General features: G+C 58.0%; 18 protein-coding genes. 7 read left to right on the top strand and 11 right to left on the bottom strand.

Going from position 1 to position 19,545, the window contains the following annotated elements; translation table 11 throughout:
• The first annotated feature begins 498 nt into the window (after positions 1–498).
• Together NCS02_RS29980 and NCS02_RS29975 are read left to right on the top strand one after the other, a co-directional pair.
• Positions 499–1,467, top strand: a complete 969-nt coding sequence (locus NCS02_RS29980) for a helix-turn-helix domain-containing protein (RefSeq protein ID WP_244808598.1) — start codon at positions 499–501, stop codon at positions 1,465–1,467.
• 204 nt (positions 1,468–1,671) lie between these two features.
• Positions 1,672–2,157, top strand: coding sequence for a DUF3331 domain-containing protein (locus NCS02_RS29975; RefSeq protein ID WP_244808597.1), 486 nt, complete (start codon positions 1,672–1,674; stop codon positions 2,155–2,157).
• A gap of 316 nt (positions 2,158–2,473) precedes the next feature.
• On the opposite strand, the gene NCS02_RS29970 is transcribed toward NCS02_RS29975, so the two are convergent.
• The 8 genes from NCS02_RS29970 to cynR form a co-directional block, all read right to left on the bottom strand.
• Positions 2,474–3,010 (bottom strand): NAD(P)H-dependent oxidoreductase, encoded by a 537-nt coding sequence (locus NCS02_RS29970; protein WP_244808843.1) that lies wholly within the window; start codon positions 3,008–3,010, stop codon positions 2,474–2,476.
• A 152-nt stretch (positions 3,011–3,162) separates the two neighbouring features.
• Positions 3,163–4,020: a VOC family protein gene (locus NCS02_RS29965; RefSeq protein WP_244808596.1), complete on the bottom strand. Its 858-nt coding sequence runs from the start codon at positions 4,018–4,020 to the stop codon at positions 3,163–3,165.
• Positions 4,021–4,048: 28 nt separating this feature from the next.
• Positions 4,049–5,149 carry a DUF2817 domain-containing protein gene (locus tag NCS02_RS29960; RefSeq protein WP_244808595.1) on the bottom strand — a complete coding sequence of 367 codons (1,101 nt, stop codon included), beginning with the start codon at positions 5,147–5,149 and terminating at the stop codon, positions 4,049–4,051.
• 46 nt (positions 5,150–5,195) lie between these two features.
• A complete protein-coding gene (locus NCS02_RS29955; RefSeq protein WP_244808594.1) occupies positions 5,196–5,588 on the bottom strand; it encodes an ectoine synthase in 393 nt (130 codons plus the stop codon).
• Positions 5,589–5,616: 28 nt separating this feature from the next.
• On the bottom strand, positions 5,617–6,921 hold the full coding sequence (locus tag NCS02_RS29950) for an amidase family protein (protein WP_244808593.1): 1,305 nt from the start codon (positions 6,919–6,921) through the stop codon (positions 5,617–5,619).
• Positions 6,922–6,984: 63 nt separating this feature from the next.
• Positions 6,985–8,130, bottom strand: coding sequence for a branched-chain amino acid ABC transporter substrate-binding protein (locus NCS02_RS29945; protein ID WP_244808592.1), 1,146 nt, complete (start codon positions 8,128–8,130; stop codon positions 6,985–6,987).
• 586 nt (positions 8,131–8,716) lie between these two features.
• On the bottom strand, positions 8,717–10,111 hold the full coding sequence (locus tag NCS02_RS29940) for an aminotransferase-like domain-containing protein (RefSeq protein ID WP_244808591.1): 1,395 nt from the start codon (positions 10,109–10,111) through the stop codon (positions 8,717–8,719).
• 146 nt (positions 10,112–10,257) lie between these two features.
• A complete protein-coding gene (cynR, locus tag NCS02_RS29935) occupies positions 10,258–11,190 on the bottom strand; it encodes a transcriptional regulator CynR (protein WP_244808590.1) in 933 nt (310 codons plus the stop codon).
• A 124-nt stretch (positions 11,191–11,314) separates the two neighbouring features.
• On the opposite strand from cynR, the gene NCS02_RS29930 reads away from it, so the two are divergent.
• The 3 genes from NCS02_RS29930 (at position 11,315) to NCS02_RS29920 (ending at position 14,354) form a co-directional block, all read left to right on the top strand.
• On the top strand, positions 11,315–11,974 hold the full coding sequence (locus NCS02_RS29930; RefSeq protein WP_244808589.1) for a carbonic anhydrase: 660 nt from the start codon (positions 11,315–11,317) through the stop codon (positions 11,972–11,974).
• Between the two features lie 33 nt (positions 11,975–12,007).
• Positions 12,008–12,478 (top strand): cyanase, encoded by a 471-nt coding sequence (gene cynS, locus NCS02_RS29925; protein WP_244808588.1) that lies wholly within the window; start codon positions 12,008–12,010, stop codon positions 12,476–12,478.
• Between the two features lie 931 nt (positions 12,479–13,409).
• Positions 13,410–14,354 (top strand): response regulator, encoded by a 945-nt coding sequence (locus NCS02_RS29920; RefSeq protein WP_250523462.1) that lies wholly within the window; start codon positions 13,410–13,412, stop codon positions 14,352–14,354.
• Positions 14,355–14,651: 297 nt separating this feature from the next.
• On the opposite strand, the gene NCS02_RS29915 is transcribed toward NCS02_RS29920, so the two are convergent.
• Complete coding sequence (locus NCS02_RS29915) at positions 14,652–15,284, bottom strand: hypothetical protein (protein WP_250523461.1); 633 nt, start codon at positions 15,282–15,284, stop codon at positions 14,652–14,654.
• Between the two features lie 552 nt (positions 15,285–15,836).
• On the opposite strand from NCS02_RS29915, the gene NCS02_RS29910 reads away from it, so the two are divergent.
• The gene (locus NCS02_RS29910; RefSeq protein WP_250523460.1) at positions 15,837–16,577 is read left to right on the top strand and encodes a Cthe_2314 family HEPN domain-containing protein; all 741 of its coding nucleotides are present in this window, start codon (positions 15,837–15,839) and stop codon (positions 16,575–16,577) included.
• A 635-nt stretch (positions 16,578–17,212) separates the two neighbouring features.
• On the opposite strand, the gene NCS02_RS29905 is transcribed toward NCS02_RS29910, so the two are convergent.
• Together NCS02_RS29905 and NCS02_RS29900 are read right to left on the bottom strand one after the other, a co-directional pair.
• Entirely contained in the window at positions 17,213–17,434 is a 222-nt protein-coding gene (locus tag NCS02_RS29905) for a hypothetical protein (protein WP_244808579.1), read from the bottom strand.
• 210 nt (positions 17,435–17,644) lie between these two features.
• Positions 17,645–18,436 carry an SDR family NAD(P)-dependent oxidoreductase gene (locus NCS02_RS29900; RefSeq protein WP_250523459.1) on the bottom strand — a complete coding sequence of 264 codons (792 nt, stop codon included), beginning with the start codon at positions 18,434–18,436 and terminating at the stop codon, positions 17,645–17,647.
• Positions 18,437–18,650: 214 nt separating this feature from the next.
• Here NCS02_RS29900 and NCS02_RS29895 point away from each other — a divergent pair, with 214 nt between their 5' ends.
• Positions 18,651–19,505: a fumarylacetoacetate hydrolase family protein gene (locus NCS02_RS29895; protein ID WP_244808578.1), complete on the top strand. Its 855-nt coding sequence runs from the start codon at positions 18,651–18,653 to the stop codon at positions 19,503–19,505.
• Positions 19,506–19,545: the final 40 nt, after the last annotated feature.

Raw genomic sequence — 19,545 nt, 5'->3', positions numbered from 1 at the left:
AATCGGGCATCGGACGCGAATACGGCACGTTCGGCATCGAAGCGTTCCTCGAACCGAAGGCACTGCTGGGCGTCCGTTAAGCCCGCGATGATTCAAGCCCGCCACTTTTCCGTGCGATCGCGCCGGGCTGCGGTGGCCGGCCTGAAATAGCGCGACGCAGACGAGTATGTGATCAGCGCCAAATGTATGCAGTCAATTCGGCGAAAATCAAATTGTTTGCATTATTCTGGGAACGCAAGTAATGTAAGTATCAACCGGACCTTGATCGCCGCCGGTCTTCGACCGCGGCTTGTCTGGACGATGCGTTCGCTGCAATCATCGAGCGAGCCAGACGCGGCGTTGATGCGCTGAAAGCTTGGCTCCTCGGACTTCGGGTGGCACTTCCAGTCCTGGCCATCGTCGCCGACTGACTTTGTGGTTAGCAGGGAATCAATCCGGCTCTCGCCGGAATAGTCCGCAAGTGCCGATTGAAACATTGCTTCAGCTACTACGCGCTCGATGGTGACTACGACTGATCCTGTTTTGGTTGGCCGTGATGCCGCTTATGATTTTCTTTCGCCACACTTTGAATTGCCCGTCCTGATTAGAGAGGTTTCGTGGAGATCCATCGCAGCGTCGATGGATAACCGCGGCGATCGAATCAACATTGCATACTGGAAAGACGAGGCGCACGTCGAACGTCGCTATTCCGCCCCGACTCAGAGCTCCCACTACATCATTGAAGTGCTGCTGCGGGCAACCAACATTACCTGCTCCAAAAACGGCAGGAAACTCCGTAATGGTCCCGTTGCGTTTGGCGCCACGCAAGTAACCGCGCCGGAGGATCAGCTAGAGGCAAGCTTCACCCGGAGTGCCGAAGCTATTCACGTGTTTGTGCCTCGGTCGGTGGTTGCTTCAGTGCATCTGCAGTTGCACGGAAAGGCGGCTGCGCCGGATTATCGGCTCGTGGATCCAGGTTTCGCGGCCGATACGATGATGGGCAAGCTCGCGTGCATGCTGCTTGAGACAGAGGCTCTGAGGAACCCGTACGCGCACGCTTTTTCTAACAGCCTCGCGATGGCGATTCTTACCCGCGCAATGGAGAATGGGTCGCAGCTTGACGAGAAACGCAGGCAAGCGCTGCCTCCATGGTGGCTCGAACGGACGATCGCGTATATGGAGAGCCGATTAGGCGAGCGGGTGACGCTCAGTGACATCGCTGACCTCGCCGGCCTCAGCCGAATGCATTTCGCGTCGCAGTTCAAGCGCTTGACAGGACTAAGCCCTCACACTTACCTCACTGTCATGCGACTGGAAACCGCCAAAGGCCTGCTGGCGGAAAATCGGATGCCCATTGCTCAAATCGCGGTATCTGTCGGCTTCAATTCGCAAGCACACTTTACGACCGTGTTTCGGAAAGTGACCGGCATGACGCCGCAACGATGGCGACTGAGCGCCGCTTCCACTGCCCAAGATGAGGCACCGTGACAAGCAAGTCAATCCCCTCGACTGATGTTCGTTTTGCCCACGATGTGGGAGCGACGCTTGTAGACATCCGCGGCCGCTCTACTTTTTTTGAAATTCATGCCCCAAGCAGCGCGCGGGATTGAAAGACCGACAGCTTTTGTTTGTGAAAACATGCAAGGAGCGGCTCTTATCAAACGCTGACCAGTCGCCACAGAGGAGTCAGGAATGAATGATCGAGAGAACGGCTTTCTTGTCTGGCAGGACACGCTCGCGAGGCTAAGACTGCTTCCCGAATGCGCGGGATTGAACGTGGTGACACCGCGCTATAAGTCACGGACCAATCAAGTGACAAGGCGCTGGAAAGAGGCGGTCGCGCAAACGGCCGAGAGTCAGGCGAGGAATGACTGCGTTCGAATCCGCATCGCGGAACTCAGCGCCCGAACGGCGACTCTGTCGTGGCATGACTCCACCGCTTGTCATTACGAGGATCAGAAATGGCGCAGAGGCAAAGCGCGGCGCGCCGGAATATGCTCTCTGTCGGGCCAGTCCGTCATGCGCGGCGCGGATGTCTTTCGCCCGTCCCGGAGGGGCGCTGGAGGCCCGGTCAACTCCGACGCGATGATCTTGGCGAGCGCCCTGGCCGACCACGTTGAAGCAGGCGCATACGATGTCTTGGACTGCGCCGCCTCTGAACCACGTGCCGGTCGGTGACTGCAAAGACCACCATGCGCACTTGTTGCCCCGAGCTGGCATTCGGCCGCATAGCATCCCTGTACTTGCAAATTTAAGTCGAATGACTTCGTAACCAGTGAAACTCGCCCTATCCGCCTTTTGTCGGGCGTCCGCCGTTCTGAACATTCGACTCCCAGGGCGGATTAACGACTTGCGGATCAAGGAAGCGATCGGGATTTTTCTGACCGCACGGAGGCATCCAGACAACCACCGCCAGTCTCGGCCTTGGCCTCTGACAACATTCAGCCAGAAAGTCGAGGCCACTTCAGCGTTACGAGGAGCCTACGCACACGGATCAAAAAGTATGGCGCATGAACGGACTGAAGCTCGGCGCGTCGGGCTTCAGTTGACCCAACGCATCCCAGTCTTGCCAGCCGTTGAACTGAAGCGGCGTCATCTGGTCGATCTTCGCAATATGCGCCCGCAAATCCGCCTTGTAGCGCTCAAGACGCGACGCATCGGCTGATATACCCGCGTAGCGTATAGACGCTGAAATCCCGAAGGTCGCAAAATGCGGCAGGACTGTGTAGCCCATGTAGTGCAACACGAATACACGATCCAGCCATCCCTTAAGCATGGCTGGCATCGAGAACCACCAGATCGGAAACTGGAAGACGACGAGTTCCGCTTCCAGCAGCTTGGCGATTTCCGCGCGTATGTCCTCACTCATCAGTTGCTCGTCGAAGGCATGGCGCTGTTCTGTCTGTACATCGAAGACATCAGGCCGCGCGCGATGCTCGAAATGTCTAGGTCCTTCGACCGGATCGAAGCCCATCGCGTACAGATCCGAAACATGAACGTCGGCTCCTTGTTCTTGAAGCGCCGCGACGATGCTTTCCTTAAGTTGCCCGTTGAACGATTGCGCTTCCGGGTGGGGCGAAAACGACTAGTGCTTTCATCTGTTCCCCTCGATATCGATTCATTTACGAACGCTAGGCTGTCGCCCCAACGCCGCCCCGATTTGCGGAACGTCTGCCGCGGTAATCAGCGCGCGGCGTGAAGAGGGAGCAGTTGCGATTCGATATCATCGTCCGTTTCGGGCGTCGTGAGGCGCGCACCGTGCGTCAGATCGAGCGGCATTGTCGGCGGAGCATTCTGCCGGTCATGCGCTAGTGCAACGCGATACACCCTCGGGCCATAGGTCGACAGATCGCGTGCCAGAGCTTGCGCGATGTCCACCTTACTGTGGGTTCTCGGCGATACAAGGAGGATCCGCGTCGTGCAGACAATCAAAGAAGCGGCCTCGAGACCCGCATCCTCCAGCCAGGGAAGATCAATGCGCTCAGCAGTCGACAGAAGCAAGCGTTCATAACGTTGCACCGCCTTGTCGAGATTGAGTACCTGAACCGAAACGCTGCGAATTCCGAGCATGCCATTCGGATGAACGCGGCAGTCTCCCTCAGGCACGCGAAGGTGTCTCGCAGTCACATCAGCGCAGAGGAATGGAAGCGCCTCGTCTGTCGGCCAGCCAAGCAGCCAGTGCATCTCCGCGCCGTCCGCCTGAACGCGCGAACCCGCGGCAGCGCTTTTGTAGAAATCGTAGCGTCTGTCCGACCGTTGCGTTTCTATGGAGAAATTCGCAGGGCACAGCGCGAAGTCAATGACGCCTTCGCCTCGTCGCGCCAGGCGCTCATACCATTTCTCGCCGCTCGCCGGGTTGACCCATTCGATCAACTCGATATAAGCGCCGTCGTGAAAGTAGATGAGCGCATTGCGCGTCGGCGCATGAGTGTGCCGTCCACCGGTAGACACGTTGAAGCCCAGTCGCCGATAGTCCAACACAGCCGCCTCTAAAGAGTGCACTGCCACGACGAGGTGGTCAAACCGGAATGGCTTGCTCATCTTCCTAACGATCCTTGCTCAAAAGAACTTACCATTGGGTTAGTCCAACCACGGTCTTCTCGACGATCTCGGTGCCCGACGAAAGCACCGAATTGCGCCAGACGTAGGAGATGGGAACGAATGAGTCGAGCAGGTCTGCGCGCACTTGCACGACCGCCTCTCGCGGATAACGATCTCCGAACCGGCGTAGCCATAGATCCTGCCGGATGGCCAGGTCGCCCGGCTGGCGTCCGCGCGTGCCCCACTCAATGACGCCGCCTGCCACTTCCGCTTCGGGCAGAAGCTTCCGGATGCCGTCGAACACCAGACCCCGGTAGCGGGGGCAGCGGCGTCCATGCGGACGCCCAGCAGGCAGGCCATCCTTCTCCCACCATTGCATGGTCCGCCGGTATGCATCGGATTCGGCCTCAGCGAACGGCAGGAAAAATGCCTCGCCGTAATCGCCGATGCCGGTGTGCCAGTCGATCACCGCCACCTTCTCTGCCGCTAGAAGATGCGCCTGCACAATTCTTTCCAGAGTATGGTTTTCCCACGTCCGCTGCGTGCCTCCGAAGAACACGCCGTCCGGGTGCGCGTATTGACCGCGTGCAATCGCATCAAAAAGCGCGTCCTCTCCGAGACGGTCGCGTGCCGCGCTGAGCCCTGCTTCGGCGTTCGAACACTCATTCGCGTCGGCAATGTCCGCGTTGAGGAAGCGATGCACTTCGTCGTAGGTCCGGTTTTCCGGCCTGCCCCGTGAGAAGTCCACAAAATTCCGATTGAGGTCGATTCCGTCCTCGTTGGTCCGAACGCCATACGAGAAACCATAGGGATTAAGTGCGTGGACGAGAATCACGCCAACGTGGTCGAGCTCTCGCCGCGAGGCACAGAGCCGAAGCCACGCGGTCTGGAGCGCGGAGCCGGCGTAGCCTTCGGCTCCATGCGTTCCGCTGATGACCACAAGCTTGCGCCCGCTCGTTGCGCTTCCTAAACACGCGACGTCGATGCTCAGACGCTCCTCCTCGATCCCGGGCGAGCGATCGTAATCGTAGACGTGTAGATCCGCCCCTGCGCCGCTCGCCGCGGCGCGAAACTTATCGCGTGCGACAGCATAGGTCGGAGAAAAGTAGTCGGTGTTTGCGAAGAACATGAGTGCGCCCCGTCCGCCTTAATGAGCCGCGTTGATGAGCGGTGGGCTACTGATCTCGCGAGGGCGCATAACTGCCGTCATCGCGATGCGTTTCATCACCGACAAGAGGCGGATTGAAAACGCAGACCAAACGAAGATCGCCTTTGACTGCCCGCACGATATGACGGTCGTGCTTGTCCAGAACGTAGACAGATCCGGCCTGGATGGTGTGCGTCTCGCCGGTGGCAATATTGACGACCTCTCCTACTCCTGCGAAACAGTAGTTAGCCTCAATATGATGCTTATACTCCAGTTCGAGTTCAGCTCCTTCGGAGACCGTGGTGTCATGGACCGAAAATCCCACGTTATCGCTCGCGACGATGAGCCGCTTGCTGTCCCACCCTTTTCCGGAGGCGTGCCGTGCCGTTCCAACGATGGATGCAACGTCTCTGACGATCATTTCCGTTTCCTCTTCGATGGATCTCGCATTAAGGTTTCAATAGCGCCGCCTCGACTCGGCGTGCCACGGAGAGCAGATCGATGTCGCGATGCCGGCGACCAGTGAGCATCAGCCCGAACGGTCGCGGCCTGGCCGGATCGAACTGCATGGCGATGCTCGGCGCCTCCAGGCGATTCGCAAGCTCGGTGAGACTGAACGATAGCGCGTTCACACGCAGATACTCGGTCTCGTCCGCAGTCACGTCTGCGATTCGAGGCGGAACAATGGGTACTGTCGGGGTCAAAAGAGCATCGTAGTGCGCCATTTCTGCGTCAAACACGTTGGCTTCGTGCTTGAGCGCTGCTGCGCCCTTCAGGTATCGATAAGCGGGAATCGATTCACCGCGCAATATTCTCGGCCCGACGAGCGGGTCGTAACGCGCCAGCCGCGTACGAATCCACGGTTCGTGCCAAGCGTAGGCGTCCGCCACGATGATCCCGCTTTCGGCGGCAATACGCGACGGCGCTCTAAGGTCCATGAAGTCAGTCTCAACGATCGAAGCACCCAGGCTGGCAAGGCGATTGACGCACCCTTCGAACGCGGCGACGACCGTCGGATCGCAACGACTCAGGGCGAAATCCACGGGCAGAGCCAGCCGGATCCCTTCGAGCTCCCTCGTCGGCTGAACCCGCACGACGCGTGTCCTATAAAGTTTCAGCGCCTCTACCACCCTGACAATGGTGCTTACATCGCGGGCAATGAAGCCTGGCGCATCGAAGGTGGTCGACAGCGGAATGCACCCTTGCGTCGAGATCACATTCGTCGAAGGCTTGAAACCTACGATTCCGCAGAACGCCGCCGGAATCCTGATCGAACCGCTCGTGTCGGTACCGAGCGCAATGTCCGCAAAACCTCTTGCCACGGCAACGGCGCCGCCGGAAGTCGATCCGCCGGCAACCCGTTCTCCGTGGGCGTCGAGCGGACTGACCGGCGTACCCGTGGTGTTGTTGATGCCGAGAGCGCCGAAGGCGAATTCGGTCATGTTGGTGTGCGCCACCAATGTTGCACCGGCGGCGCGAAGCCCAGCAACGACCGGTGCATCGCGCGTCGCTTCAGGCTGGTCGGATAGAACGGCCGAAGCCGCGTCGGTGACCCATCCGGCGACATCGAAGCACGCTTTCACGGCCAGAATCAATCCGCTCAGCGGGAGGCTTGCGCCGGATGCAACTGCTTGATCCGTCGCGATGGCATCGGCGGCAGCGGCATCGAATCGCGTGCGCAGGAACACTTTGTCCAGCCCACTGAATGCCAACGAAACCGCTCGGCTTTGCTCGACCCTCGATTCGCCCGACATCTGTCTCAGCCCCTCCCGCGTTCGAGACCTTACTTCGCTTGCCAACGCGCATTAACCTGCATGTCATTGTTTCGCTCGGATCACGTCGATGTCGCGCCAGTCTTTTCCTTCTAGCTTGTAGAGCGTGTATGGAGCGCTGGCCAGATCGCCGCGTGCATCAAATGCGATAGGTCCGGTAGCGCCTTTGATGCTGCTGTCGGCGACAGCAGACAGCACTTTGGCCGGATCCTTCGATTCAGCCTTAAGCACCGCTTGGATGATCACCGACGCGGCGTCGTACGCATACGGCCCCTGGAAGCCTTTCAAATTCGTACCGAAGCGCGTGCGATAACGATTGACGAAGTCCGTTCCGGGCATCTGCGAAAACGGTATACCGGGCTGAACGGCCAGCGAACCCTCTCCCTCGCCTTTGGCAAGGTCAAGGAAGATCTCATTGTTGAAACCCTCGCCGACGAGCGTCGCCGTCAGACCCAAACTACGCATCCGTCTTACCACCTGAGCCGCCTGCGCGTCGAAGCCGCCGAAGACAATGACATCGGGGTTCTTGGCGCGCAGCCTAGTGAGCACGGCGCTAAAGTCGATGGTCTTATCAGTCACGTATTCATGCGCCACAACGTTCGCGTGGCGCTCGCGCAGCGTCGTCTCGACCCGGTCGGCGAGGCCCCGCCCGAAGTCAGTCTGATCGTCGATGATCGCGATTCGCTTAGCCTTCAGCTGATCGACCAGATAGTTGCCAAGCGTCGCGCCGGCTACGGCATCGTGCCCCACCACCCTGAAGGTCGTCTTGTAGCCCTGCTGCGTATAGGACGCGCTAGTCGAACTTGGACTGACCTGGGCAATGTTGGCTGCCGAATACGTTCTCGCAGCGGCGATGCTACAGGTGGAATTGAAGTGGCCTACAACGCCCGACACTCCGATGTCGGCGAATCGCTGGGCAATCTGCGAAGCGATGCGAGGATCGCCCTGATCGTCTTGCGGTTCGAGTTCGAATCGAACAGCCTTTCCCTTGAGCGTCGGATGGCGTGAATTCGCATCTTCGACTGCCAACCGCGCGGCATTTTCCATTTCCTTGCCATCGGCCGCCGACGGTCCGGTAAGCGGCGCCGCAAAGCCAATCTTGACGACCGCGTCGTCTGCCCGTCCTGCAATCGGCGCCAACGTCAGCGTCAGCGACAACGCATAGCCAATAAAATCGGTCATGATCCTCATTGCTCGCTCCCGTCCATGCAGCGTCGGTTGTTTGGATAGAAGGCCGATTGTATGCATTCATCGATACATACAACAGCATGACGCGATAATGCTGGCAAAGCGTCACGCAGGCAATCATTTTCATAATGTTTCGAAAGCACTCCCGCTTATATGGATGACCGTGCTACCTTGTCCAGAGTGCGAATTGAGTACAATCGAAAGATTGTATGCAGCTGCGCTAGAGAGTGAACACCATTGCTTCGCACCATCCAAGTGCCGGCGTACCGGGCACTCCTTCAGATATGCGCCTTAGATTCTTTAGCTCGCCTCGTCCGTGAAAAGGTCGACTTAATCCGCATGCAAAAAGGAGCAATAGCGCTCATAACCAGTCGGAACTGACTCGGGGACGTATACGGCGGCGGTGCCTGCGGTATGGCAGAGCATCGGACGCTGTAGGGCAATGCAACGTCTTCGCCGCTTGTGGATGCGGAGCGGACGCGAGACCGATATCCCTTCTCTTCGTCCAGGCAAACGACGACTGCAGCCGGACCGCATCGATAGAGCATCGCGCATCCGGGGAGGCGGGCGTACTTATCGCACGCCGACCTCACACGATGACGCTGGGCTCCGTTAGGTCGGAACGGAGCAGCGATGCGATCTTTTCGAGGCCGAATTTCAAATCGCCGATGGTCGGCGGCCCACCCAGTGAGAGGCGCACGGCCTCCTCTGCGACGCCGACGCAAAAAGCATCGCTCAAGGCGAGGTTGATGCCATCGACTCGAAGCCGCTCGGCGAAGGCCGCTCGGGTCCAGATTTTCGGCAGTATCAGCCAGGTGTGGAACGCTCGCACGTCCGTGTGTTTCGTCTGTTCGGGCAAGATGTCCCGCGCCAGCGACTGCCGCGCTGCGACCGCTTGGCAGATTGCGGCAAGCAAGTTTGACGCGGTGCCATCTTCGATCCATCGGGTTGCTAAGGCAGCGCTCAGGGGCGACGCCATCGACGCGGTCGCACGCAAAATGACAGCAGCACGCTCGGCGAAAGACTTTTCCGGCGTCGCCAGATAGGCAATTCGCAGCGCCGGCGTGAGACATTTGGAGAGACCCGAAAGATAGAAAGACTGGTCGGGCAAGAAACTTGAAAGCGGCGGCAACTCGTTGCCACGCTCAGCGAGAAGCGGCCAATAGTTGTCGTCCTCGATCAGCGAGACGCGATGGCGTGACAGAACGCTGGCAATCGCCATCCTGCGTTTCAGCGACATGCTCCGCGTGGTGGGATTGTGCAAAGTCGGCATACAGTAGAATGCCTTCGCCCGATGTTCCTTGCACACCTCGTCCAGAGATTCGGGAATCGCGCCCTGATCGTCCATTTCGACACCTACCAGGCGGATTCCAAGATAGCGCGCGATGAGAATGATGCCAGGATAAGTGAGGTTCTCGACGCACAGGACGTCGTCCTTTGCAGCAAGCATCATGACGACGACGAGCAACGCGGATTGCGTTCCTGGACAGACGAGCACCTGCTCCGGCGAGACCGCGCTCAGGCGCTGGCGCAGCCATTGCGCGCCCACGTCGCGGTCGTGGATCGTTCCCGCCGGTGGCTGATACCGCATGAATGCTTTGGCATCGAGTGCGACCGTCGTCCTTGACACCTCGTTCCAGAGAGTAATGCCAGCTTCGCCCTCGAACACGTTGGGCGGCGAGTTCACCATGAAATCCGTCGATGCATTGGACGACGGCGTGGGCGCTCGGTCGCGCAAATGGCGGACGAATGTGCCACGGCCGACGCGCGCATCGATAAGGCCGCGCCGCTGTGCCTCCGCATAGGCGCGGCTGATGGTCGAAAAGTCGACGCCGATCGCCGCCGCCAGAGCTCGTTGAGGTGGAAGCCGGTCGCCCCGATTTAGCGTTCCATGCGAGATGTCGGCGGCCATCGCATCGGCAATGCGCTGATAGATCGGACCCTTGCGCGCTTTGATATCCGGAACCCACCGCTTGATCATCATCGCTCTCGATACATACATTCTGAAGATTGTATGCGAAAAGCAGTTTGCTTAAAGCTTTTGTTAATCTTCGGAGTTTGAACCCGCCTGATCTTCCTTCGTCGCATTGTCGCCGAAATGTCGAACCAACTTCCATAAGAGGCGAGCCGTCACTCGGTACTAGGACGTTTGCTCCGGGTGACCCGCTTCCCAGCGACACGCTCGGCATCGCTTTGCAGCGCCGATAAAGCCACGAAAGCCCGTGTCGCCGCGCTTCTATACCCGCTCTTGCGAAGCAGCAGCGCGGCCGTCCGCTGCGGCAGTGCAGGCTCAAGTTGGACGCTGCACAGCTCGTGATGCTGCCGCGTGATCGCGGCTGGAAGCAGCGTAGCAAGTGCGCTGCGGCTGACGACTTCGATGACGGCGCTAATTGAATTGACTTCCATTGCAAGCCGCGGCGCCACGCCGTTCTCGCGGAAATAATGGTCGATGTATTGGCGCGTCGCGAATTCTCCGTTCAACAAGATCAGCGGCTCGTCCTTAAGTTCGTCGAGCGTCATGCGAAGCCGCCGTTTTGCTCGAGGATGCGTCTTGCCGATCGTCAGCGCCAGCTCCTCGACGAAAAGTATCTGCGGCTCGACTTCCTGATTAGAGACCGTGTCGAATGCGATTCCGACGTCCAGCGCGTCGTCGGAAAGCAAGGCTTCCATCCGATCTTGCGGCATCTCCGTGAAGGTCATCATGATGTTCGGATGCAGACGGTTGAATGCCTCAATCAACGGTCCGATGAAGTAAGCGGTGAACGTCGGGGTTGCTGCGATGCGCAGAACGCCGCGGCTGAGGTCCTGAACGTCAGCAATGGCGCGCTTGCCGGAATCGAGTTGCTGCAGCGCACGCCGCGCGTGGCTCGCATAGGCCTCCCCTGCGTCGGTCAGGCGAATAGAACGCCCGGTCCGATCCAGCAAGAGCGCGCCGAGGGCTACTTCGAGTTGCCGGATCTGCTGGGAGAGCGTGGGCTGAGATACGTGCAGGGCCTGCGCGGCGCGCGTGAAATTGCGATGCTCCGCTACGGCCAGCAGATACCGGATATGACGTAGCAGCATGGTTGCGAGTCCTTCGGTATTGGTCTTCCCTATAGCTCGGATAGGAAACCGGTCTTGGACACTATAGCCGAAACCGTCGAGCATTCACCTCATCGAGCCACCGTTCACAATAGCGGAGTGAAAGATGCGAGACATCATCGACGGATTCCTCAGGTTTCAGCGAGAAGCCTTCCCGCAGCGCACGAAACTCTTCAGGAGGCTTGCCACGAGCCAAAATCCCCGCACCCTGTTTATCTCGTGTTCAGATAGCCGGCTCGTGCCCGAACTCGTAACGCAGCGTGAACCGGGCGACCTGTTCGTCATCCGTAATGCCGGCAACATCGTTCCTTCTCATGGTCCGGAACCGGGCGGCGTGACCGCGACCGTCGAATATGCCGTCGCGGGACTCGGCGTCACCGACATCGTTATTTGCGGCCATTCCGACTGCGGCGCCATGACTGCAATCGCGACATGCGCCTGCATGGATCACATGCCGTCGGTCCGGAGCTGGCTCAAGTATGCGGATTCGGCGCGGGTCGTGAACGAAGCACGCAAGCATTCGAGCGAACGCGACCGCATCGACTCGATGATTCGCGAGAACGTCATCGCCCAGCTTGCCAACATCAAGACTCATCCCTACGTGCGGCTCGCGATCGAGCAAGGCGTCCTCGCGATCCATGGCTGGGTGTATGACATCGAAACCGGATCCATCGACGCGCTCGATGGTGCCACCCACCGTTTCGTCTCGCTCTCGAGACATCCGAACGCATGCGCAGAACCAGCCCGCGCAAACCTTGCCGCCTGAGTAGCAATTCCACCTCACCTCCGGAGATACATCATGCCTCAGTCCCAATACAGCCAGGACGCGCGTGCAGCGCTCACCGCCTTAATCATCGACGCCAAGATCGAGAAAAATCTGACCTTCAGAGAACTCACCGAAGGCACCGGACTCAGCATTGCCTTCGTGACCGCCGCGCTTCTCGGACAGCATCCCCTGCCGCCGGATGCTGCGAAAGTTGTGGCCGACAAACTCGGCCTCGGCCCGGACGCCACGCGCGCCCTGCAGACCATTCCAGTGCGCGGCAGCATTCCGGGCGGCGTGCCCACTGACCCGACGATCTACCGGTTCTATGAGATGGTGCAAGTCTATGGCTCGACGCTCAAGGCGCTGGTACATGAGGAATTCGGCGATGGCATTATTAGCGCAATCAACTTCAAGCTCGACATAAAGAAGGTCGACGATCCGGAAGGCGGCCATCGGGCGGTGATCACACTGGACGGGAAATATCTGCCCACGAAGCCGTTCTGAGATTACGAATGCGTAGCCGCCCGAGTTAACCGCACGCCGTGCTCGAATCGAGTTCGATACGGCACGGCCCGAGAACCTGGGGCTTTCGGCAATACGTTGCATCCCTCGGATTCGTCAACGTCTTGCCGATGGTCATGTTTAGGCCGCCGACGTTAGCGCCCCGGTTATTCAGCGTCGGCGAAGGCCACGTCCGTTTCAGCCACTCTCGGTCATTTACGCTTCGCTCGCCGTCCATGCCGCTTGCCGCATGGGAGCAAGTGGTCGGCACGTCGACGGATCGCGCTGCCGATGTGAACGCTCGAGACGGTATGTCGTTTTCGCTCGCCGCAAAGCAGCCATTGACCGAGGCGCGATGAGGGCTTGCTGATTGAAGTCGATATCAACCTCGACCGGCGCTCGTGGACGTCCGGGGCCCTGCGACCAGCGTGGAATTTCATTTTCGTTGGCAAGACGTCGGGCACTTTCGCATCATCGTGACGGCGTTACTGAAAAAGTGCAATCAAATCAGCCCGTCGGCTCTTATTTATCCTTGCATCGCACACGAGTACCAACGGCCGCTGACGGTCGGGAGCGCGCGCTGACGAAAGGCCGTTTGGGCACAGAATTCCACGGGCCGCTCACCGGCGATGAGGCGGAGGACGGGGATGACGCTACCCGACCCGTTGGCGACGTTCGATCCTCAAGTACCTAGATGGCGCGTTTCAGGCGCATAGCCGACGTTCTGCTGTCCGTCGTCCGGGAATCAAGCGCCCACGCTCTGACGCGAGTCGGTCGAACCCATGGCCTGTCGTGCTAAGCCCACAGCTTAGTGCGTTACCCCACATTTGAGTAATCCGATCTACACAACCTAACTCATCTTACCTACGCTTTTATTAGCTTTGGGCGCACAAGGAAGCGAAACGAAGTGGACCACCACCTGTAAGGAGCGCAGATGCCTGAGTTCCAACGCAGAGAAGCAAGGACGAAACACCGAAACTCCCCGGTTGAGCGATATCTGATATACCTGGATGCGGCGCGGAAAACGGGGATTTTTATGCTAGCGATTCTTATTGTAGCCGCTATCGCAGTTAATTGGAACCACATCGCTCCCTACTTGAAATTTTGGCTGAATGACATAACCCACTTGAAAATCCTCGGAGTCGAGATTGACCGAGAGAAGGCTGAGAACGAGGTCGATCGGTTGATTAAAAAATTCGAAGGTAATAAGTCGGATGACGAAATGCAAATTGATGCCACAGCCGCCCGTGGCGCACTAGCGCGAGCCCTAAATTCCGCGCGAGCGATCGCCGGAACCCGACTATTATGGGTAGATCAAAATCCCGACAACAACGCGCGCGAATTAAGTTTTCTTAGATCGATCGGTATCGAAACATTTCACGTCGGTTCGACGAGCGAGGCGCTTAAATTCATTCCCGTCATACGACCAGACGTCATCATCAGCAATATCTCGCGCCCGAAAGATGCACCGGAAAGACTCGGAAACTGTCCAGCCCACTATTACGCGTTACCTTCTTGGGCCAACGGCTACTCGAGTCTCGATCAATTGAACCTCGACGTGAACAGCGGGAAAACGGAGGCGAAGGGTTTCGCGCTTGCTGAGGAAGTTTCAAAACTGCCGATTCCGTACAACGAACTTGCCGACAAAGAAAATTCGAGGATAATCTTTTACACAGCAAGGAGCGGCGGAATATCGTCGAGCCAATGCGGACGCATTGTCACTAACCGGACAGACGTGCTGTTGAACGAAGTGGTCAGCGTGCTCGAAGAGTCGAATTGGCGAATGCTTGGGACCGCGCACGATTCGGGGCACCGGTCTGTGTACGGCCAGTCGCGCCGGTTCGAGCGTCGGACATTGAGCTTTGCTGAATCTCATTAACTGGCCGCCTCCGAGAGTGCGGCGGAGGCGAGCCTTGCGGCTGATCGCGTCGCTCTGCGCGAGCCTCCTTTGCGCGATCCAACGCGCGCCTGACGCGGTCGGCCGAAGACGACCCACTACGGCCGTTGGGTGCCACCCACGGTAATCGACGGGTTTCAAGGTCCAAGGGACATCCGAGTGCCGGAGGTCGCATCCATCGCAACCGACGATCCGAAGAAGCCATGCTTCCGGGCACGAATTTCTTGCCCTGCTCGCCCGTTGGCAGAATCATCATCTACGCGAATCGCAAGCGGTCGGCTATGAGAAGCCATAGTGGTGAATGTCAAAGTGACGAAATATCTTCCGCGTTGGAACGACTTCATTCCCGTAAGGGTCGATCAAAGCACCTTTGATCTCGAATTTCTGTACTTCGGGAGCCGAAAGACCCCATTGCGCCAAATGTATGCCTTGTTGGGCTTCGTCACACCAGCGCTTCACGTTGAGATCATGCGTCGGACTCAGCAGCAGTGACGGAATCTCCTGCATCCAAAACTTGGCCGAAGTGGCGCGCAGCGAAGAGCATACGTTGATCTTGGCGAGCTGAGGTTCAACATCGATGTCAACGACAGCAAGCAGTTTGGGTGTTAAGGCGGCGATGAGCGCGGCGTTTGCCTTCAGGCCGTCCAACGGACTCTGCCAGTATTGGGCTCGATAGCCGTAGGGCCCATTGAAGAGGGGATCGCCAGCGTTCGGAAGTTCGAACGAGAAGATGGGCTGAATGCATTGCGTAAGACCAGATTCGCGTCCTTGGCACGCGCGCACACGAACGTGGACAATTTCATCTTTTGCTAGAGCAACAAGATTTTCGAACGAACCTAGCGCCGCAAGCGTTATTTGACGTTGCTCGGAAACGCTGTCCGCGTAAAGCCAGGCAGATCTGATGTCGGGCATAGCGGGATCACACCTATCTGCTGACGCGGGGATCAGCCGACATCTGGAGAAGCCCGATGTCGGAGGTCCGCTGGATGGATGGACGGCCTAGGCCTTGTCGTGTTGATATTCATAGTGGCAGCCCTTAGAAGTCAAGTACGCGTAGTTCCAATCGAATCCACTGTGATAATGCTCCAAGCAAAGGCTGCAGATACGCCGGCCGCGATCGGCGCGGAAGATCCGTTGTCGAGGCCAACGTGAAATGGCAACCCACGAGTGAAGTCGAGTGACCGGCCATGGCCGACTGTACCCCGTGTCGCCCCGGCGCCCAGACCGACGGCGAACGCATCAAGCCGACCCACTCCTCCGGTCAGACGGCTTTCTCCAAAGCGGTTAGCCAGTCGAACCAGTGTTTTGCAGACTGGAGCACCCATAAAGCTGACGTTGGCGACCTCGTTCAACCGGCCCGAGCGGACGGTCGTCCTTAGCGGGCTATCGACGGCCTTTAGCAAGAGTGCAGACGAAAATGCTAGGTTATTATCGTATTTCATCAACGCAACTTAGGAGGACCGCTTGATTGAGTTTGAACATGAAATTTTCTCAGTCATATTGCTCGACGAGGAAAGTCCGTTGCAAAAGCGAAATCTGAAGCTCTCAGAAAACTCTCGAGAGTTGCCGATCGGATCGGAAGCTGAGAACTACATATTTGCGTGCGGCAAAGGCCTCGCCGTGGTGACAGCGGCTCTCAGGAAGGCAGCGTATTCCATAGAGATACTCCGCAATGTTCGGCAATTGACGCTCGATATTCCAAATTTCACACCGGCCGAGCAGATTGGATTCGCAATTGAAAACTATTTAATTCGAAGTGCGACCGTCTACGACAGGGTCATGATCTTTGTCGGTAAGCTCCTCGATTTAGGTATCGCCGATGGCTCGATCGCTCACGAGATGATAGTGACGAATGAACACGTTGCTCGCGCCGGTCTAGTGCAGCCTTTGAAGGCGCTAAGAAAAGCATGCATGAGTCATCGCGAAGAGCGAAATGCGATTATTCATCATCGCTCGTACTCAGAAGAAGTTTTTGATAATCTCGCAATGCTGCATTCTGCTCAAGCGCTATCGGTGAAATCGGGGAAAACAGCGCCGATCGACGCTGAAAGTGTGGAGGAGTTCACGGAAAGCTTTCTCGCCGTACGCATTGGAGAATTTGAGGAACATCTTTGTGCAGTTCATGCGGCGGTCACGACGTTTTTTGACGGTGCGATTTCAGTCTATCGAAGCGAGCGACAGCGTCGCATAAGCCTGTCGAATTAGAAAGGGAATAGATATGTGCGTTTCGCCACAGAGCCCTTTGTAAGCATTCTTCAGAGACGGAGACCTTAAGCTTCGTCTGTATGGGATGTCGGCGAATGGTGAAATAACTGCTGAAACTCCGCCCGTGTGGCACGCTGAACAAATCGCCCGCAATCGAGTACTGTATGAACGTCGTGGCGGAAGTCTATTTCAGCCGCCGGAACGTCGGGTTCTTGGGAGAGATCAAGGACCGCTCATGGCCGATCAGGTGAGTTCGCCAACGGCCGCTTTATGGCACTCCAGTTCCGACAACCTCGATTCGACTGACTGACCGCTTTGGAGACGGTCGTCTGACCGGAGTGGGTCAGTCGTGGATGTCAACCGCCCGTAGAGGGAGGGGCACCCGTCCGGATCTTTCACTAACCGTGTCAGCGGTTTTTCACTTAGCTGGACTCTGTCGGGTGCTACAGAAAGTGAAATACCTGGTCTTTGAATTCTGAGGTGTTTTTCACTTTGTGCGTCACGAACAGGTCTTCGACGTGTCATAGAAACTGAAAGCTCATAGCGGCCGTGACAGCAAACGTGAAAAAAACCTCACGGCTCACATTGGCTATTTTGCCGAAAAGCTTCGCCAACCACCGGCACCGGACATGACGTCACTTTTTCTTGCGATCGTCACGCAGCTTTACGGAGTTCGGGACGCGTGATTCGCGATAGCCGCTGCGTAGATTGGCCGGGACGTACATGCGCTGAGGCTGCGACGGCACTTCGCCATTAAGTTCGATCCCGGAGGCCTCCGCCTGCATGCGCACGAACCCGCGCAGCATCTTTTCGCGGTACGTGTACCAGCCCGGCCGGTGCGCGACCGATTCGAGCACTGCACAAATGGCTCAGTTCTAAGCTCGGGCAGTGCCTCGGCGAACCGCCCGTTGTGGATCATGATCGGGCTTCCGCGCCGCTCATTAAGCCGACGGCCGCCCGCCGGGGGATGCGGGCAGTTGTCGACAAATGACACCGGAGTGCCCGTTCAGCGAAGTCAGCACCGCGGCGATCTTAGATCGCCATCGCAACATGCGAAGTGCCGCACCTCACCATGCAGTCGTACCGCCGTCGATAGCGAAGTCGGCGCCCGTGACCCAGCCGGCTTCGTCGCTGGCGAGGTATAGCGCGCAATACGCGACGTCCTCGGGCGTTCCGACGCGTCCATTCAACATCAGTTTGCGTTTCATCGGCTCGAACCATGCAGGGTTTTCCATGCGCGCAGCGGTAGCCGCGGTCTTCACAAGCCCAGGTGAAATACTATTGACTCGAATGCCATGTTTGCCACCTTCCATGGCTAGGTGTCGCGTCATTGCAATGACACCGCCCTTGCCCGCGGAGTGCGCGAGCGCGGGAAGCACCTCATAGGCCATTTTTCCGGATACCGATCCGCAGTTGATGATCGACCCGCCCCGCTCCTTGAGATGTCCCCACGCGGCCTTGCACACATTGAACACAATATCGAGTTCGCCCTTCATCGTGCCACGCCACATATCGATGGTCATCTCTTCGATGGGCGCAAAGTGCACCTTCGCAGCGTTGTTGTAGACGATGTCGACGGCCCCATAACTCGCCACGGCGCAGTCAACCAGCGCCTGAGCCTCATCGGCCTCGGAAGGGTCGCATGGAGCAAGCGCCACAGCGCTCCCGCCAGCGTCGCGAATCGCATCGATCGTCGCACTGCTGCTTTCCCCGTCGATGTCGCATCCCACCACTTTCGCCCCTTCTGCAGCGAATAGAATCGCGGCAGCCCGTCCCATGCCGCTGCCAATCCCGGTTATGACAGCCACCTTCCCTTCGAGTCGTCGCGCCATCTCAATCTCCTCCGTGTGTATCTGCATTCACGTGGCGTCGCCCGCCGCGTAATACTCAAAACCGCAGCATTGATTACTCTTTTATCGTAAGAAACGGTGTCCTAAGAAAAAAAAACTCTAGGGGCGTACGCCCAGTGACACGTTTTCGAGCTCGCGGAAAAATCTCTCGAATGGCAATAATTCTGTTGACGCCAGCCCCATCAAAAATTTAGCATACGTCTGTCATTCCTGGAAGAAAAACATGAGATTGATTAGCTTTGAACACAATGGTACGGTGTCATGGGGCTTGCTCGATGGCACGCGCATCATCGATGCCGGACCGCTGGCATCGCGATTCGGCGCGACCTTAAAAGAAGCGCTGCAGAAGGACACGTTGTCCGACCTCGGTGGTTGGGCTGCGAGCGCCGACGCTACGCTCGAGCTTGCAAACGTCAAGCTCCTGCCGGTGATTTTGGACCCGCAAAAGATCCTTTGCGTCGGGATCAACTATCTGTCGCACGTGCAGGAGACAGGGCGCGAAGTCCCAAAGCATCCTATGATCTTCACGCGGTGGGCCGACTCGCAAACTGGCCACGAGGGGCCCATCGTGCGCCCTACCGTCTCGGAGAAGCTCGACTTCGAAGGCGAACTGGCGGTCGTCATCGGAAAGCGGGCACGGCATGTGAAGCAGGCCGACGCGCTGCAACACGTCGCAGGATATGCCTGCTACAACGACGGCACTGTGCGCGACTGGCAGAAACATACGATCCAGTTCACGCCCGGCAAGAACTTCCCCGCCACGGGCGGCTTCGGTCCTTACCTCGTCACGCCCGATGAAGTGGGCGACCCATCGTCCCTTAAGCTGGTCACCCGTCTGAACGGGGCGATTGTCCAGGAAGCATTCACGAATGACCTAATTTTCGACGTCGCACGGCTGATCGAGTACTGCTCGGTCTTCACCGAGCTCTCGCCGGGCGATGTGATCATCACAGGCACGACCGGCGGTGTCGGAGCGTTTCGCGATCCGCCGCTGTGGATGAAGCCGGGCGATGTCGTAGAGGTCGAGATCTCGCGCGTCGGCACGCTGAGAAACATCGTCGTCGATGAAGTGCGATGACCGACAGATCGGCTTGAAACGCTTCAGGGACATGAACAGG

The sequence above is a fragment of the Caballeronia sp. NCF2 genome, from assembly GCF_023631205.1.
Lineage (GTDB): Bacteria > Pseudomonadota > Gammaproteobacteria > Burkholderiales > Burkholderiaceae > Caballeronia > Caballeronia zhejiangensis.
The sequence above is the reverse complement of the archived record's forward strand: the minus strand, read 5'-3'. Positions and strand labels throughout refer to the sequence as shown.

What these genes read in the sequence shown, in the direction of transcription:
- NCS02_RS29965 (WP_244808596.1), bottom strand. Translation starts at nt 4,020, where the DNA reads ATGAGCAAGCCATTCCGGTTTGACCACCTCGTCGTGGCAGTGCACTCT.
- NCS02_RS29895 (WP_244808578.1), top strand. Translation starts at nt 18,651, where the DNA reads ATGAGATTGATTAGCTTTGAACACAATGGTACGGTGTCATGGGGCTTG.
- NCS02_RS29950 (WP_244808593.1), bottom strand. Translation starts at nt 6,921, where the DNA reads ATGTCGGGCGAATCGAGGGTCGAGCAAAGCCGAGCGGTTTCGTTGGCA.
- NCS02_RS29980 (WP_244808598.1), top strand. Translation starts at nt 499, where the DNA reads ATGGTGACTACGACTGATCCTGTTTTGGTTGGCCGTGATGCCGCTTAT.
- NCS02_RS29940 (WP_244808591.1), bottom strand. Translation starts at nt 10,111, where the DNA reads ATGATGATCAAGCGGTGGGTTCCGGATATCAAAGCGCGCAAGGGTCCG.
- NCS02_RS29960 (WP_244808595.1), bottom strand. Translation starts at nt 5,149, where the DNA reads ATGTTCTTCGCAAACACCGACTACTTTTCTCCGACCTATGCTGTCGCA.
- NCS02_RS29975 (WP_244808597.1), top strand. Translation starts at nt 1,672, where the DNA reads ATGAATGATCGAGAGAACGGCTTTCTTGTCTGGCAGGACACGCTCGCG.
- cynR (WP_244808590.1), bottom strand. Translation starts at nt 11,190, where the DNA reads ATGCTGCTACGTCATATCCGGTATCTGCTGGCCGTAGCGGAGCATCGC.
- NCS02_RS29915 (WP_250523461.1), bottom strand. Translation starts at nt 15,284, where the DNA reads ATGCCCGACATCAGATCTGCCTGGCTTTACGCGGACAGCGTTTCCGAG.
- NCS02_RS29930 (WP_244808589.1), top strand. Translation starts at nt 11,315, where the DNA reads ATGCGAGACATCATCGACGGATTCCTCAGGTTTCAGCGAGAAGCCTTC.
- NCS02_RS29920 (WP_250523462.1), top strand. Translation starts at nt 13,410, where the DNA reads ATGCCTGAGTTCCAACGCAGAGAAGCAAGGACGAAACACCGAAACTCC.
- NCS02_RS29945 (WP_244808592.1), bottom strand. Translation starts at nt 8,130, where the DNA reads ATGAGGATCATGACCGATTTTATTGGCTATGCGTTGTCGCTGACGCTG.
- cynS (WP_244808588.1), top strand. Translation starts at nt 12,008, where the DNA reads ATGCCTCAGTCCCAATACAGCCAGGACGCGCGTGCAGCGCTCACCGCC.
- NCS02_RS29900 (WP_250523459.1), bottom strand. Translation starts at nt 18,436, where the DNA reads ATGCAGATACACACGGAGGAGATTGAGATGGCGCGACGACTCGAAGGG.
- NCS02_RS29955 (WP_244808594.1), bottom strand. Translation starts at nt 5,588, where the DNA reads ATGATCGTCAGAGACGTTGCATCCATCGTTGGAACGGCACGGCACGCC.